Origin of the sequence: Streptomyces sp. NPDC017940, assembly GCF_044328435.1 — a bacterium.
GTDB lineage: Bacteria > Actinomycetota > Actinomycetes > Streptomycetales > Streptomycetaceae > Streptomyces.
Window position 1 is genome coordinate 176,698 of record NZ_JBIRHJ010000004.1, and the last position, 13,488, is coordinate 190,185.

Genomic DNA, 13,488 nt, shown 5'->3' on the forward strand with positions numbered 1-13,488 from the left:
TGGGCATGGACGTGCCCCTGCGAGCGTGGCCCGTCAATGGCTGCCATCCTGCGCTGGAGTTCCGCGCAGCGCGCCTCCTGCGGCGATGTGTCGGCCAGCACCCTGGTGACCATGGGCGTCCATTTCGTACCGATTTCTCACAGACCAGTGCTGTGATTCTGGACGAGCGCGTGCACACGGGTGAGGACATCCGCCGCCGCTCTGGGCTCCAGGCGGCGCCCGTCGCGCAGGCGCAGGGCGATGTGGCCGGCGGCGGCCTCCTTGGGGCCGATCACAGCCTGGTACGGGACGAGGCGGGCCTCGCGGATCCTGGCCCCCAGGGTGCCCCGCTCGGGCCCGGCCACCTCGGCGCGCAGACCGAGGTCGCGGCACCGCCCGGCGACCGCCTCGGCGTTGGCCACCTCACCCGGGGAGACCGGCAGGAGCACCAGTTGAGTGGGCGCGAGCCAGGCCGGGAAGGCACCGCCGTGCCGTTCGACGAGATGGGCCACGGCACGCTCCACGCTGCCGATGACGCTGCGGTGGACCATGACCGGGCGGTGTCTGGCGCCGTCCGCGCCGATGTAGTGCAGGTCGAACCGCTCGGGTTGGTGGAAGTCGACCTGGACGGTGGACAGGGTGGACTCCCGGCCCGCGCTGTCGACGACCTGGACGTCGATCTTCGGCCCGTAGAAGGCGGCCTCGCCCTCGACCGGCTCGTACGGCAGCCCGGAGCGGTCGAGGACGTCGGTCAGGAGGGCGGTGGCCCGGCGCCACAGCTCCGGCGCGGCAACGTACTTGCCGCCCACCCCCGGCAGGGAGAGGCGATAGCGGGACGGGGAGATGCCAAGGGCCAGGTACGCGCGGCGGATCATCTCCAGCGCGCCGTGTGCCTCCTGCGCCACCTGGTCGAGGGTGCAGAAGATGTGCGCGTCGTTGAGCTGGATGGCCCGTACCCGGGTCAGTCCGCCCAGGACGCCCGACAGCTCCGAGCGGTACATGCCGCCCAGCTCCGCCATCCGCAGGGGCAGCTCCCGGTAACTGTGTGAGCGGGAGCGGTAGATGAGCGCGTGGTGCGGGCACAGGCTCGGCCGCAGCACCACCTGCTCGCCGCCCACTTCCATGGGCGGGAACATGTCGTCGCTGTAGTGGGACCAGTGCCCGGAGAGCTCGTACAGCTCACGCTTGCCGAGCACCGGTGAGTACACGTGCCGGTATCCCCCTCTGACCTCGGCGGCGCGAATGTACTCCTCCAGGGCGTGCCGTACGGTCGCGCCGTCGGGCAGCCAGTACGGCAGCCCCGCGCCGATCAGCGGGTCGGTGTCGAACAGGTCGAGCTCACGGCCGAGCCTCCTGTGGTCGTAGGCGGTTGACATCGCGGTCTCCTCACTGGTGACGGAGCGGATGCCCGGGGCACACGAAGAAGCCCCGGGGCACTCGCCCCGGGGCTTCGCATCAGATCGTCCGTCAGCGCGCCGGGACTCCGTCCGGCGTCGTCGTCATCACAGCAGCGCGCTTCATGCCCGTCACCGTAGCAGGGGCTGTGTCGTGCCTCCACGGCCTTTTTCGCGGCGGTGAAGCCGACCGGCGTTATGCGGCCGGGGCCGAGGGCCTGCCAGCGGGGCGGCGCGGCGAGCAGGTCCTCTTCTACGACGACGCCGCGGCCAACCCCGCCTCCCAGTCGTTCGGCCCCCTGCTCACGCCGGAGCGGGCCCGCACGCCGCTGGCCACACCCCGGGGCGAGGAGGCGACCGGCGCCGTCCCGGCGGGTGTCGACGAGGACCCCGAAGGCCCGGCATGGCCTGGCCTGCCTCGCGGAGCAGGCGCCCGCCCGGCCCGGGCGAGGGGTGCGCAACGGCCTTCTGGAGCCCGTACGCCCCGGGCACCACCGGAACGCCCCGGTGGATCAGGCCAAAGTCACCCCGTCGGCCGGACATTTGAGCCAGCTCGACATTACCCTCCTTTGACTTTTGCTTGGACTGCCTTTTACTTTCGATTGCGGCGGCGAACGCACCGAAGCACCGCCGCGTACTGTCACCCTTCCCTGGAGGTACGACGTGGAAAAGCTGGTCGCGAAGATGACCCGGGACGACGTCTGGAAGCAGTGGACTGCCCTGAACTCGCCGAAGACGTCCGGCAAGGACGGCTGTATCAGCGCCGACAAGTCGGGGTGCATCAGCGCCTCCGCGAAGTCCGGCTGCATTTCCTGAGCATCCGCTGGTTGCCCTTGCTACGAGCGGTCCGGCGCGCCCCCGTGGGCGCGCCGGGCCGTCCCCTCCCCAGCTCCCGCGCACCGGCACCCCGAAGGGTGGTCATGAACGGTCAGCCAAGCGCCGACGTCCTCGCCCAGATCAAGGACATCCCGATCTACCGGCCCTCCGTGGAGCGCGGCCACTTCCCCGTCCTGGAGAAGCCGGAGATCGCCCGCGGCTTCCCCGACAACTGGATGACGCCCGCACTGGCGACCGCCCTCGAGGCGGGCGAGGCGGAGTTCGTGCTCTCGACCGGCACCAACCACGCGCGGATGCAGATCATCCGGCCCCCGTACTTCCTGCTCAACTCCTACTACCAGCTGTGGAGCGCGCACCCGGACATCGCCGACACCTGGCACGAGGGCTGCCGCCGCGTCTCCCTCACCACCGTCCTCGCGACGGAGCACGTCGCCCGCGTCAACGCCCGCAAGCACGGCGGCCCGCAGGCGCAGCCCGACCCGCTGCCGGACCTGGAGCAACGCCGCCTGGACGAGCGGACGTTCTATGTGAACCTGCGGCGCGACCCGGACCTGTGGGACCGCGCGGACGTGGAGCGCATGCTCGACGAGATCCGCACCGCGCAGGCCGCCCACCCCGAGGGCCGGTACCACCTCGACTGTTCGGGACCCCACCTCGCCCACCTGGTGCGCAAGGTCGTCGCCTGGGGCCTGTGGCCCGCCTTCCCGCAGCCGGCCAGCATCGTGCACGCCTACGAGTACACCCCGCTCAACGTGCGCCGCTACCTCCGCCACCACTTCTCCTGCCCGGTCGTCGACCTGTTCGGCAGCACCGAGCTCGGCTATCTCTTCTACAGCGACCGCACCGGCCGCTACCACCCGTACCTGGACCGGATGAGCGTCGAGCTGCTCCCCGTGGAACCGGGCAACAGCCGCATCCACAGCCTCATCGTGACCAGCGTCCGCAACCCCCACATGCCCCTGATCCGCTACCGCTCGGGCGACTGCGTCCGCACCGACGACGGTTCCGCGGACCCGGCCCGCATCGTCCGGTTCTGCGGCCGCGAGAAGGAGTTGCTCGCGACCGCGCGCGGTCCGGTGGCGCAGGGCGACCTCGACGACGTGGTCACCGCCGCCTCACCCCGTGTCTTCGTCCACCGGCTCGACACCCGCGAGCCGGGCCTGGCCCTGCTCGACTACACGACCTTCGACGGCTCCCCGCTGGCCCCCGCCGAAGCGGACGCACTGCGCCACGGCGTCGCCGAACTCGCCGCGCGGGACGCGGACGTGCGGCACCGGGAGCACCTCCCCATCGGCGCCTCCGGCAAGTACGCCTGGCTCACCCAGGACGCCTGAACACCCCCCCCTCGCCCGGGCCCCGCACCCCCCTGTCAACGCCCCGCCCCACGCCTTCCGGGAGCACCATGACCACCCAGCCGACCGTGTCCGTCGACGATCTCAAGGCCCTGCTCGGCGAAGCCCTGCACGCCGAGGTGGTGGCCCACTTCACCGCGCTCACCGAAGCGCCGCGGGAGTACGTCGAGCGCCAGGTCATCGAGTGTCTGCGCTATCTGTACCTCGTATCCCGCCACCCCGACCGGCTCAGCGGCCTCTTCCTCCCCATGGAGCAGGAGATCGACGAGATCTGGCACTACCTGATCCTTCAGACCCGCGAATACCGCGTCCTGTGCGAACAGCGCCTGCCGGGCGGCTTCTTCGTCGAGCACCGCAGCATCGCCTACGAGGACTACCAGCGCGAGCCGGGCCGCGAACAGGCCGTGGAGGAGGCGCTGCGCTGGATTCCCCTGTACGTGGCGGAGTTCGGGCCCTTCGACGACGGGGCGCTGCCGCACTGGACGATCGTGCGCTTCCTGCACGAGCAGCTCGACATGTCGCTGCGTGAGATCAGCGAACTCGCCCCCATGGCGGCGCCCCAAGGGGCGGGCGGCAGTTGAGGTCCCGCGCCCGCTCTGCCAGCGCCCGCGCCGCCGATCCAGTCACCACGTCTGCCGCCGATCCGGCCACCGTGCCTGGCACCGCTCCGGCCACCACGCCCGGCCCCGCTCCGGCCACCGCTCCGGCCACCGATCCAGCCGCCGGGCCTCCGCCGCCGCCCCCGGCGGACGACCCTCCCGAGCAGCGACGGGTCCTCCTCGTCCTGATCCTGTCGCAGATCCTCAGCGGCGCCGGGCTCGCCGCCGGCATCACCGTGGGCGCGCTGCTCGCCGAGGAGATGCTCGGCTCGACCTCGCTGGCCGGGCTGCCCGCCGCCCTGTTCACAGGTGGCGCGGCTCTCGGCGCGGTGGGCGTGGGGCGCGTCTGCCAGCGCTGGGGCCGCCGTCCCGGACTCGCCTCCGGGTACGCGGTAGGGGCGCTCGGCAGCCTGGGAGTGGTCGGCGCGGCCGCGGCGGACAGCGCGCCGCTGCTGTTCGTCTCCCTCGTCGTCTACGGCGCCGGTACGTCGACCAATCTGCTCGCCCGGTACGCGGGCGCGGACCTGGCACCGCCCGAACGCCGTGGCCGTGCCATCAGCACGGTCCTCCTCGCGACCACACTCGGCGCCGTCGCGGGCCCCAACCTGGTGACCTGGTCCGGATCGGTCGCACACAACTGGGACCTGCCCCGGCTCACCGGTCCCTTCCTGCTCGCGGCAGCGGCGTTCACCGCGGCGGCCGTGGTCCTCGGCTGCTTCCTGCGCCCGGACCCACTGCTCCTCGCCCGCTCACGCGCGGCGGAGGCGGAGAGGACGGAGCAGACGGAGCAGACGGAAGGCAAGAAGAGCGAGGAGGGCGGGGAAGGCGAGGAGAGCAGGAACGGCGAGGAGAGCAGGGACGCTGAGGAAGGCGGGGAGGCGCGGGACGAGGCGGCGGCGTCGCACGGTCTCGACGGGGCACCGGCCCCCGCCCCGTCCCCCACCCTCACCGACATCCACTCCCCCACCCCCACCGACGTCCGCGCCCTCGTCACCGGCACCACCGTCATGGTGCTCACGCAGCTCGTGATGATCTCCGTCATGACGATGACGCCGGTCCACATGAAGGCCCATGGGCACGGCACCCAGCTCACCGGGCTCGTCATCGCCCTGCACGTGGGCGCGATGTTCCTGCCGTCACCGCTGTCCGGGCGGCTCGTGGACCGGCTCGGCCCCCGGCCCGTCGCCGCGGCCGCCGGGGTGACGCTGCTCGCCGCGGGGTGCACGGCCGCCCTGGCGCCGCCGCACTCGGCGGCGGCCCTCGCCGTGGCGCTCGTCCTGCTCGGGCTCGGCTGGAACCTCGGGCTGCTCAGCGGCACGGCCATGGTCACCGCGGCGACGCCGCCGTCCACACGGGCCGCCACACAGGGCCTGGTGGACGTGGGGATCGCCGTCGCCGGAGCGTCCGGCGGTCTGGCGTCGGGCGTCGTCACCGCGTCGGGCGGGTTCCCCGTCCTGGCGTTCGGCGGCGGCGTCCTCGCGCTCGCCGTGCTGCCGCTGGTCCTCGTGACCGCACGCGCCACACACCCGCGACGCCCTGCGGGGCGGCCCACCCGCACAGACCGGCGGCGCTGATCCGCTCGATGTTCCGCCCCATGCCCCGCTCGATGCCCCGCCGATGCGCTACTCGATGTCCCGCCGATGCGCTACTCGATGTCCCGCCGGATGTTCGCTCGAAGTCCCACTAGGAGTCCCGCTCGGCGCGTGCCGTGACGGTGCGTTAGGTGTTGGCCTCCGCGTCGGCGGCCGGACGCCACCCACCGGACTCTAACGATCCCTCCCGTCCAACAGGTCTTCACCTGTCCGCCGCGTTGCGGCCACCCCGGCAACGAACGATCTGTCCGGACCTCGACAACGCCCGGGAGAGACACATGAGTTCTGCATTCCCCGCGTCCTCCGGACTGGACCGGCGCCGCTTCCTACAGGCGACCGGCGTCGGCGTCGGCGCGCTGCTCGCCGGTGCGGGACTCGCCGGGCAGGCGGAGGCGACGCCCGCCGCGCCGCGGCTGCGTGACGAACCGTTCGGTCTCGGCGTGGCCAGCGGCGAGCCGGCGTCGGACGGCTGCGTGCTCTGGACCAGGCTGGCGCCCGAACCCCTGGCCGAGGACGGACACGGCGGCATGCCCCGCGCGGGCTACGGCGTGCAGTGGCAGGTCGCCGAGGACGAACGCTTCCGCCGCGTCGTGCGCTCGGGCACCGCCCTGGCACTGCCCGAGCTCGGGCACTCCGTGCACCCGCAGGTGCACGGACTGCGGCCGGGGCGCCAGTACTTCTACCGGTTCCGTGCCCAGGGCCGCACCAGCCCCGTCGGCCGGTTCCGCACCGCGCCGCACAGCCGTTCCCGCGACGCCTTCACCTTCGCCACCGCCTCCTGCCAGGCGTGGTACCACGGCCACTTCTCCGCGTACCGCGACTTGGTGGCCAAGGACCCCGACGTGGTGTTCTTCCTCGGCGACTACCTCTACGAGTACGGCATCACCGCGGCCAACATGTGGCGCAACGCCCCGCTCCCCGGGACCCGGCACGAGCTGGAGACCAACACCCTGGCCGACTACCGGGTGCGCTACTCCCTGTTCAAGACCGACCCCGACCTCCAGGCGGCGCACGCGGCGGCGCCCTGGATCCTCACCCCGGACGACCACGAGGTGCAGAACGACTACGCCGACGAGAACTCCTCTTACGGCCTGAGCGAGGAGGACTTCCTGCTACGGCGGGCCGTGGCGTACCGCGCGTACTACGAGAACTGCCCGCTGCCCCCGCTCGCCCTCGCCCACGGCCCCGACGCGCGGCTGCACCGCCGGCTGCGGTACGGCGGCCTCGCCACGCTGCACGTGCTCGACGCCCGCCAGTACCGCGACGCCAAGCCCGCGAACACCGAGGAGCAGTACGCGCCCGGCCGCACGATGCTCGGTGCCGCGCAGGAGCGGTGGCTGTACCGCGGTCTGCGGTCGTCCGACACCCGGTGGAACCTGCTCTTGCAACAGGTCGGCCTGGTCAAGGTGACCGAGAACCGCGTGGACCAGTGGGACGGCTTCCCGGCCGCGCGGCAGCGCCTGCTCGACGTGCTCGGCGAGCGGGGCGTCGCGCCCTCCGTCGTCTTCACCGGCGACTGCCACCGCTCCATCGCGGGCGACCTGCTCGCCGACTTCGCCGATCCCGGGTCCGCGGTGGTGAGCAGCGAGTTCCTCGGCACCTCGATCGCCTCCGACGGCGACGGCGCGCCGACCGACAACTTCACGAAGGACTGGATGCAGCATCCCTGGATGAAGTTCTACGACGGCCGTCGCGGCTACGTCCTGGGCCACGCCGACGCGGACGCGATCACCGCCGAGTACCGTGCCGTCCCCTATGTCCGTGCCGACAACCGGGCGGCGGGCTTCTCCCTCGACCGGTTCCGGGTGGAGCACGGCCGCACCGGTATGCAGAAGGTGAGCTGACCATGACTGATACGACTCTTCCTGCCGCGTCCGCGATGGCAGCGACGTACCCGGGACGCGGGCACGAGCGCCCCTTGCCCGGCACCGTGACCGGCCTGACCGGCACCGGCGGGCTCGCCGTCGTCGAGCTGTCCTGGCGCTCCTACCGGCCGCGGCGCGGGCAGCTCGTCGACCACTACGAGGTGTACGTCGCCGAGCGCGCCATCCGCACGGGGGACCTCGGCGGCACGGCGACCCTGCTGGGGCGCACCCTCTACCCGCACTTCACCCACCGGGTGGGCCCCGAGCCGCGGACCCGCTACTACAGCGTCGTCGCCGTCGTCGACTCGGGCGCGCGCACCCGGCCGGCCCACCCCGTGTCGGCTGTGAACGCCCGCTCCGCAGCGGCGGGCCGCGCGGTGGCGAAGGTCGGTGAGTTCGACCACAAGGGTGTGGAGTTCGCCCTGTCGCCGGACCGGAGCGCGAACTACCGGACCGCGTTCCCCACCGGCGTCGACTACCGGTACGGCACCTCCACTGCCGGCCGCGACTGGTGCTACCTCCACCCGGGTCCCCTCGACGCCTGGGCCGGCCGCAAGGAGCACACCTTCACGCTCCGCTTCGACCTGGGCTCGGCCCCGAAGGACGACCTGGCCTGCGCGCTGTGGCTGATCGACTCGCACGCGACCGCCGCGGGCGGCGCCGAGGTGATCCTGAACGAAAGGCCGGTGCGGACCCTCCAGTTCCGTGGCGGCGCCACCCGTGGCTCCGTCGAGGGCGACGCCGGCCGCCCGGGCACCACGCTCAAGCCCTCGTACTACGAGTTCCCGGTGGCCGCGGGGCTGTTCAAGGCTGGGGAGAACGTGCTGAAGGTGCACAAGACCAGCGGTTCCTGGATCGCCTACGACGCGCTGGGGATCTTCGCTCGGGAGTGAGGACGCGAGCGCGGCTGAGGCGGCGGCCCCGCCTCAGCGAGCGCCTTTGGCCACAGGGAGGACAAGTCCCGGCCCGTCGGAACCGATCGGTCGCCTCCTGGTGGCTCGAAGACTCACCCTCCCGATGCCACGGGCAGTTCCACGGTGATGCGGAGACCACCCGCAGGCCGTGGGGCGAGGGTGAGGGTTCCCTCATGGGCCTCGGTGATGGTCTTGACGATGGCCAGGCCCAGGCCGACGCCTGCCTGGTCGGTGTGGATGCGTTCGGTGCCGCGTTGGAAGGGTTCGGTGAGGGTCGCGACCAAGGGTGGGGTGAGCTGCTCGCCGGTGTTCTCGACGGTGAGGACGACGGTTTTGGGGCGGACGCCCGTGTGGACCCGGACGGTGCCCCGCTCCGGCAGGTTGTGGACGATCGCGTTGTGTACGAGGTTCGTGGTGAGCTGCAACAGGAGCGCGGGCGAACCGGCCGTGGGGGCGATGTCGCCGCTGGTCTCCAGGGTGACGCCGTGCTTCTCCGCGAGCGGGTGGAGCGTTTCGGCTGCCTCTTCGGCGACGAGGGACAGGTCGACGCGCTCCTTGGCGAAGGACCGCTGGTTGGCGCGGCTGAGGAGCAGCAGTGCCTCGGTGAGGTCGATGGCCCGGGTGTTGACGGTGTGGAGGCGGTCGACGAGTTCGCCGGTGTCGTGATGGGGATCGGCGCGGGCGACGTCGATGAGTGTCTTCGAGATCGCCAGCGGGGTACGCAGCTCGTGCGAGGCGTTGGCCGCGAATCTCCGCTGTTCCGCGAGCTGCGCTTCGAGCTGCGCGAGCATCGTGTCGAAGGCGTCGGCAAGTTCGCGGAACTCGTCCTTGCGGCCCGGCAGACGGATCCGGTGGGACAGCGTTCCGGCAGCGGCCGCCCGGGTGGCGCGGGTGATGCGGTCCATGGGCGCGAGCATGCGCCCGGCGAGGATCCAGCCTCCCAGGAGGCCGAAGACCAGGAGGAACGCCATGACCGCGGCTGCCGTCGGTGCGAAGCCGCGCACCATCTCGGTGCCCGGACTCTGTCTCCACGCCCCCTCTTCGTTGGTCTGCAACCACCCCTGGCGCAGCATGAAGAGCCCCGCGGCGCCGAGCAGCAGGAACCCGGCGAGCATGAGGAACCCGGCGTAGCTGAGGGTGAGTTTGAGGCGGACGCTCAGGCCGGACCTCCTATCCACGGTCACTGTTCCCGCGCCCGGTGCCGGGCGTCGGGTCGATGCGGTAGCCGACGCCCGGCACGGTGGCGATGAGCCAGGGTTCGCCCAGGCGTTTGCGCAGGGCGGAGACCGTGATGCGGACGGCGTTGGTGAACGGGTCGGCGTTCTCGTCCCACGCCCGCTCCAGGAGCTGTTCGGCGCTGACGACACCGCCTTCGGCGGCCACGAGGACTTCGAGGACCGCGAACTGTTTGCGGGTGAGCGCGACGTAGCGGTCGTCGCGGTAGACCTCGCGGCGGAACGGATCGACCCGCAGGCCGGCGATCTCCCGCACCGGCGGCCGGTTGTGGGCGCGCCTGCGGTCGAGGGCTCTGAGCCTGAGCACGAGCTCCAGGAGTTCGAAAGGCTTCGTCAGGTAGTCGTCGGCGCCGAGCTCGAACCCGGATGCCTTGTCGTCGAGCCGGTCGGCCGCGGTCAGCATGAGGACGGGCATGCCACTGCCGGAGGCGACGATGCGTCTGGCGATCTCGTCGCCGGAGGGGCCGGGGATGTCGCGGTCCAGGACGGCGATGTCGTAGGTGTTGATGTCCAGTAGTTCCAGAGCGGTGTCGCCGTCACCGGCGATGTCGGCCGCGATCGCCTCCAGGCGCAGGCCGTCGCGGATGGCTTCTGCCATGTAGGGCTCGTCCTCGACGATCAAGACACGCATGGTCTGAGGCTACGAGTCGTCCCATACCGTCGGTGTATGGAAAACCGCATACGCCGCCGGTGGTGACGGACACCCGGAGCGCCGCCCAGGTCGAGCTGCTCGGAGGCATGAGCCAGCTCGGCGGCACTGCGGACCCCTCGCCGCGCTCCGGACCAGGCCTGGACCAACTCGGCCCCGGTCGGGGTCAGTTCGCTCCGCCCTGGCCTGCGCTCCCGATCGGGCCGACCTTCACGGGGGATCCCGCGCCGTCGGTGCCGGGCAGGCCGGTGGCAACCGGCCATTCCAGGGAGACCGACTTCGTCGGTCCGGCCGTGCCGTCGCCGTGAACCCGGTCGGCCCGCCCGCCAGGGTCACCTCTGTCGGCGGTCGCCGCCCGTCGCCGCGGCCCTGAGGCCCGCCACCGTCAGCGCGACGACCAGCAGACAGGCGAGGGCGGCGATCAGGGCCGCGAGTGCGGGGAGCGGCGGTGTCACGCCGTCGGGGCGCAGCACATAGGCGAGGGTCCTGGATTCAACCCGTTCGTCCGCGAGGTGGCTGACGGCCAGCATGCCGACCACCAGGGTGCTCGCCACAGCCGCGACCGGTGAGGTGCTCAGGCACAGGGCCACGCCTGCCGCGGCGCAGACCGCGGCGACACCGCACGCGACCGTGAGGGCGAAGGTGGACGAGTCCGTCCAGCGCAACGGGAAGTGGGCCGCCGCGCAGAGCAGCACGAGCACGCCTGCCAGGCGGCGCAGCCACACCAGCGGCGCGCCGCCGCCCCGCCCGCCCTGAGCACGACTGTCCGACCCCTTCCGGGCAGGGCTGTCCGTTCCCTTCCGGGCAGGGCTGTCCATCCACTTCTGGGCGCGACTGTCCGTTCCCTTCCGGGCGCGGCTGTCCGTTCCTTTCCGGGCGTGGCTGTCCACCTTGCCCCCGACGTGCGAGTCCGCAACGTTCTGGCCACGGGACTCCGTCCCGCCCATGGCACTCGGGTCCTGGGTTCCGGCGGATCCCCCGACGGCTGCTGGAGAACCGGGGCGGTCCAGGCTCGGGCTCGGCGAGGACGGAGGCGGGGCTTCCGGCGTGGCGGTGTCCTCGTGGTCCTCCAGGCAGCCGATCAGCTGCATCAGGTCCTCGACGGACCTGGTCGTGGCAGCGGCACGCACCGCCTCGGCACCGGAGTGCGGGTCGTGCGGCGGACGGGACAGCAGCCGCACGAGACGGCTCACGTCGGGAATGGGCCGTTCCGTCGCGGCGTGCCGGATGACGTCGTCGAGCTGCTCGGCAGGGTGTTCCGGTGGGGCGAGGAGCTCCACGAGCCGGGAGACGTCCTCCACCGAACGGGCGACCGCGGCCAGCCTCAGCACCGACGCCGCGGTGGGCCGGTTCTCCGGTGCCTGCTCCAGGCGGGTGACCAGGTCGACGACGTCGTCCAGGGGCCGGGTCACCACGGCGACGCGTATCAGCTCCTCCACCGTGCCGTCCTCGACGTCCCGGGGCGTCCGCTCGGCGGGGCCGTCCGTGGGGTCGTCCGCGGTCTCGTACGCACCGGCATTCGCCGTGTCGTGCGGCGTGGGACGCGGAGCGTCGTCGCCTATGTGTTCGCCGACGTACTCGTCGGCGCCCAGCACCCAAGGGGCCGGACGGGCGGGGGCGCGGGGTGGGGTCCCGAGCTGCGCGGTGCCGAACGTGTTCGACGTGACGGTGGATGACTCAGCGGGCATCTTCGCTTCTCCCTTTGACCGGGTTCTCCGGGACTTCGCTTCTCCCTCTCACGGGGACGCCCTCGCCCCGAACATCAGCGTGTATTCCGTTCTAGGCACGCATCCTCGAGCACGCATCTTTTGCCTCGCCGCCGGGGCGGCCGCGGAGGATCCGTCCGGCAGTACCCGCTCGGGCGTCATTCTGGCCGTGCGGGCGTACACGCCGGTCCGCACCTGGCCCATCAGGGCCGCGCCTGCGACGTTGTGGCCCTGGACGTCACCGATGACGGCCGCGCCCTGGGTCGCGGGCAGATAGCGGGCGGCTACTCGCAGGCCGTCGACCGCGGGCAGGGTGAGCGGGAGCAGTGCCTGCTGGAGGGCGACCGCGAGTTCGTGCTTGGTGTCGTAGCGGCGGGCGCGGTCGAGGGCCGGGGCGATGAGTCCGGCCAGCGACGTCAGGACGGCGCGTTCCTCGGCGGTGAACGCGTGGGGAGTCTCGTAGGACAGCACGCAGATGCCGACGGGTCGGCCGGAGGTGATCAGCGGCAGGAAGGCCGAAGCCTGCTTGCCGCTGACCACCGGCGCCTCGGGGCGGCTGCGCCGCATCTCGTCGGGGTCGGAGAAGAACGCGGGGATGCCGCTGTCGAGGGCGCGTCCGGCCAGGGTGAAGGCGGTGTCGAGGCGCAGCCCGTCAGGGCGCTCGATGGTCCCGGGGGCGTAACCGCGGAAGCCGGTGATCCGCAGCTTGCCGGACTCGGCGGTGGACAGGACCAGGCACTTGGCGCCGAAGGGGGCATGATCTGGTCGGCGATCAGGTCGATGACGTCCTGCACGCCGACGACCTCGGTCAGCGCGGCCAAGGTTCCCGCCGCCAGCCACGCCAGCCGCCCCAAGGCCCCCGCCACCCACCACCCCGGCCGCCCCAACCACACCGCACATCCCGACACCGCCCCCACCGGCAACCCTCCGCCATGCCACCACGTCTCCCTCCATGGGCCCGCACCCCCGACCGGAGGGGGTCTCATGCTCAACGGCTGGCGGCGGTACGCCGACCGCTGTCCCCGTCTCGTCGAGGCCGCGTTCCTGGTGCTGCTGTGCGCGGCCACCGGAGCGCAGAACGACCGAGGGCCCGGCTGGTGGCCGGGCCTGCTCCTCGCCACCCCCGCCCCCGACGCGGATCCGGCCCCCACCGGGGACCTCACCGCGCGCAAACGCGAGGTCACCGCCAACTGGGCAGCTCCGTACGCGAGTTGCTCGCCGCCTACCACGACAGGGACCAGCGGCCCGCCGACCGACCCGCGGGGCGACGGCGGCCGAGGGGCCGACGGCTGAGGGGCGGCAGTGAACCGCCTGGGCGTGCAGCGGCGAAGGGGTGCGGGCCGTGAACCGGCCCGCACCCCTTCGT

The 13,488-nt window shown here is 72.3% G+C and carries 12 protein-coding genes; 7 read left to right on the forward strand and 5 right to left on the reverse strand.

Translation table 11 applies throughout. The features are described from left to right. Positions 1-137: 137 nt before the first annotated feature. Positions 138-1,355: a threonine--tRNA ligase gene (thrS, locus tag ACH4DX_RS15330; protein WP_398155412.1), complete on the reverse strand. Its 1,218-nt coding sequence runs from the start codon at positions 1,353-1,355 to the stop codon at positions 138-140. Positions 1,356-2,036: 681 nt separating this feature from the next. Between thrS and ACH4DX_RS15335 the strand changes: the two genes are divergently transcribed. From ACH4DX_RS15335 to ACH4DX_RS15360, 6 genes are all read left to right on the forward strand, one after another. Then, positions 2,037-2,189 carry a hypothetical protein gene (locus ACH4DX_RS15335; protein ID WP_169749746.1) on the forward strand — a complete coding sequence of 51 codons (153 nt, stop codon included), beginning with the start codon at positions 2,037-2,039 and terminating at the stop codon, positions 2,187-2,189. A gap of 104 nt (positions 2,190-2,293) precedes the next feature. Then, positions 2,294-3,544 (forward strand): hypothetical protein, encoded by a 1,251-nt coding sequence (locus ACH4DX_RS15340; RefSeq protein WP_398155413.1) that lies wholly within the window; start codon positions 2,294-2,296, stop codon positions 3,542-3,544. A 68-nt stretch (positions 3,545-3,612) separates the two neighbouring features. Beyond that, a complete protein-coding gene (locus ACH4DX_RS15345; protein ID WP_398155414.1) occupies positions 3,613-4,143 on the forward strand; it encodes a hypothetical protein in 531 nt (176 codons plus the stop codon). 71 nt (positions 4,144-4,214) lie between these two features. Beyond that, positions 4,215-5,735 (forward strand): MFS transporter, encoded by a 1,521-nt coding sequence (locus ACH4DX_RS15350; protein ID WP_398155415.1) that lies wholly within the window; start codon positions 4,215-4,217, stop codon positions 5,733-5,735. A gap of 296 nt (positions 5,736-6,031) precedes the next feature. Further along, complete coding sequence (locus ACH4DX_RS15355; protein WP_398155416.1) at positions 6,032-7,597, forward strand: alkaline phosphatase D family protein; 1,566 nt, start codon at positions 6,032-6,034, stop codon at positions 7,595-7,597. Between the two features lie 2 nt (positions 7,598-7,599). Next, a complete protein-coding gene (locus ACH4DX_RS15360; protein ID WP_398155417.1) occupies positions 7,600-8,511 on the forward strand; it encodes a polysaccharide lyase family protein in 912 nt (303 codons plus the stop codon). Positions 8,512-8,624: 113 nt separating this feature from the next. Here ACH4DX_RS15360 and ACH4DX_RS15365 read toward each other — a convergent pair whose 3' ends face one another. From ACH4DX_RS15365 to ACH4DX_RS15380, 4 genes are all read right to left on the reverse strand, one after another. After that, positions 8,625-9,710 carry a sensor histidine kinase gene (locus ACH4DX_RS15365; protein WP_398155418.1) on the reverse strand — a complete coding sequence of 362 codons (1,086 nt, stop codon included), beginning with the start codon at positions 9,708-9,710 and terminating at the stop codon, positions 8,625-8,627. Beyond that, entirely contained in the window at positions 9,703-10,398 is a 696-nt protein-coding gene (locus ACH4DX_RS15370) for a response regulator transcription factor (protein WP_398155419.1), read from the reverse strand. Before ACH4DX_RS15370 ends, ACH4DX_RS15365 begins: the two co-directional genes overlap by 8 nt. 350 nt (positions 10,399-10,748) lie before the next feature. Then, the gene (locus tag ACH4DX_RS15375; protein ID WP_398155420.1) at positions 10,749-12,104 is read right to left on the reverse strand and encodes a hypothetical protein; all 1,356 of its coding nucleotides are present in this window, start codon (positions 12,102-12,104) and stop codon (positions 10,749-10,751) included. Between the two features lie 48 nt (positions 12,105-12,152). Beyond that, on the reverse strand, positions 12,153-12,962 hold the full coding sequence (locus ACH4DX_RS15380; protein WP_398155421.1) for a GAF domain-containing protein: 810 nt from the start codon (positions 12,960-12,962) through the stop codon (positions 12,153-12,155). Positions 12,963-13,106: 144 nt separating this feature from the next. Between ACH4DX_RS15380 and ACH4DX_RS15385 the strand changes: the two genes are divergently transcribed. Further along, positions 13,107-13,415 carry a hypothetical protein gene (locus tag ACH4DX_RS15385; protein WP_398155422.1) on the forward strand — a complete coding sequence of 103 codons (309 nt, stop codon included), beginning with the start codon at positions 13,107-13,109 and terminating at the stop codon, positions 13,413-13,415. The last annotated feature ends 73 nt before the right edge of the window (positions 13,416-13,488 follow it).

What these genes read in the sequence shown, in the direction of transcription:
- thrS (WP_398155412.1), bottom strand. Translation starts at nt 1,355, where the DNA reads ATGTCAACCGCCTACGACCACAGGAGGCTCGGCCGTGAGCTCGACCTG.
- ACH4DX_RS15340 (WP_398155413.1), top strand. Translation starts at nt 2,294, where the DNA reads ATGAACGGTCAGCCAAGCGCCGACGTCCTCGCCCAGATCAAGGACATC.
- ACH4DX_RS15345 (WP_398155414.1), top strand. Translation starts at nt 3,613, where the DNA reads ATGACCACCCAGCCGACCGTGTCCGTCGACGATCTCAAGGCCCTGCTC.
- ACH4DX_RS15355 (WP_398155416.1), top strand. Translation starts at nt 6,032, where the DNA reads ATGAGTTCTGCATTCCCCGCGTCCTCCGGACTGGACCGGCGCCGCTTC.
- ACH4DX_RS15360 (WP_398155417.1), top strand. Translation starts at nt 7,600, where the DNA reads ATGACTGATACGACTCTTCCTGCCGCGTCCGCGATGGCAGCGACGTAC.
- ACH4DX_RS15370 (WP_398155419.1), bottom strand. Translation starts at nt 10,398, where the DNA reads ATGCGTGTCTTGATCGTCGAGGACGAGCCCTACATGGCAGAAGCCATC.
- ACH4DX_RS15375 (WP_398155420.1), bottom strand. Translation starts at nt 12,104, where the DNA reads ATGCCCGCTGAGTCATCCACCGTCACGTCGAACACGTTCGGCACCGCG.
- ACH4DX_RS15385 (WP_398155422.1), top strand. Translation starts at nt 13,107, where the DNA reads ATGCTCAACGGCTGGCGGCGGTACGCCGACCGCTGTCCCCGTCTCGTC.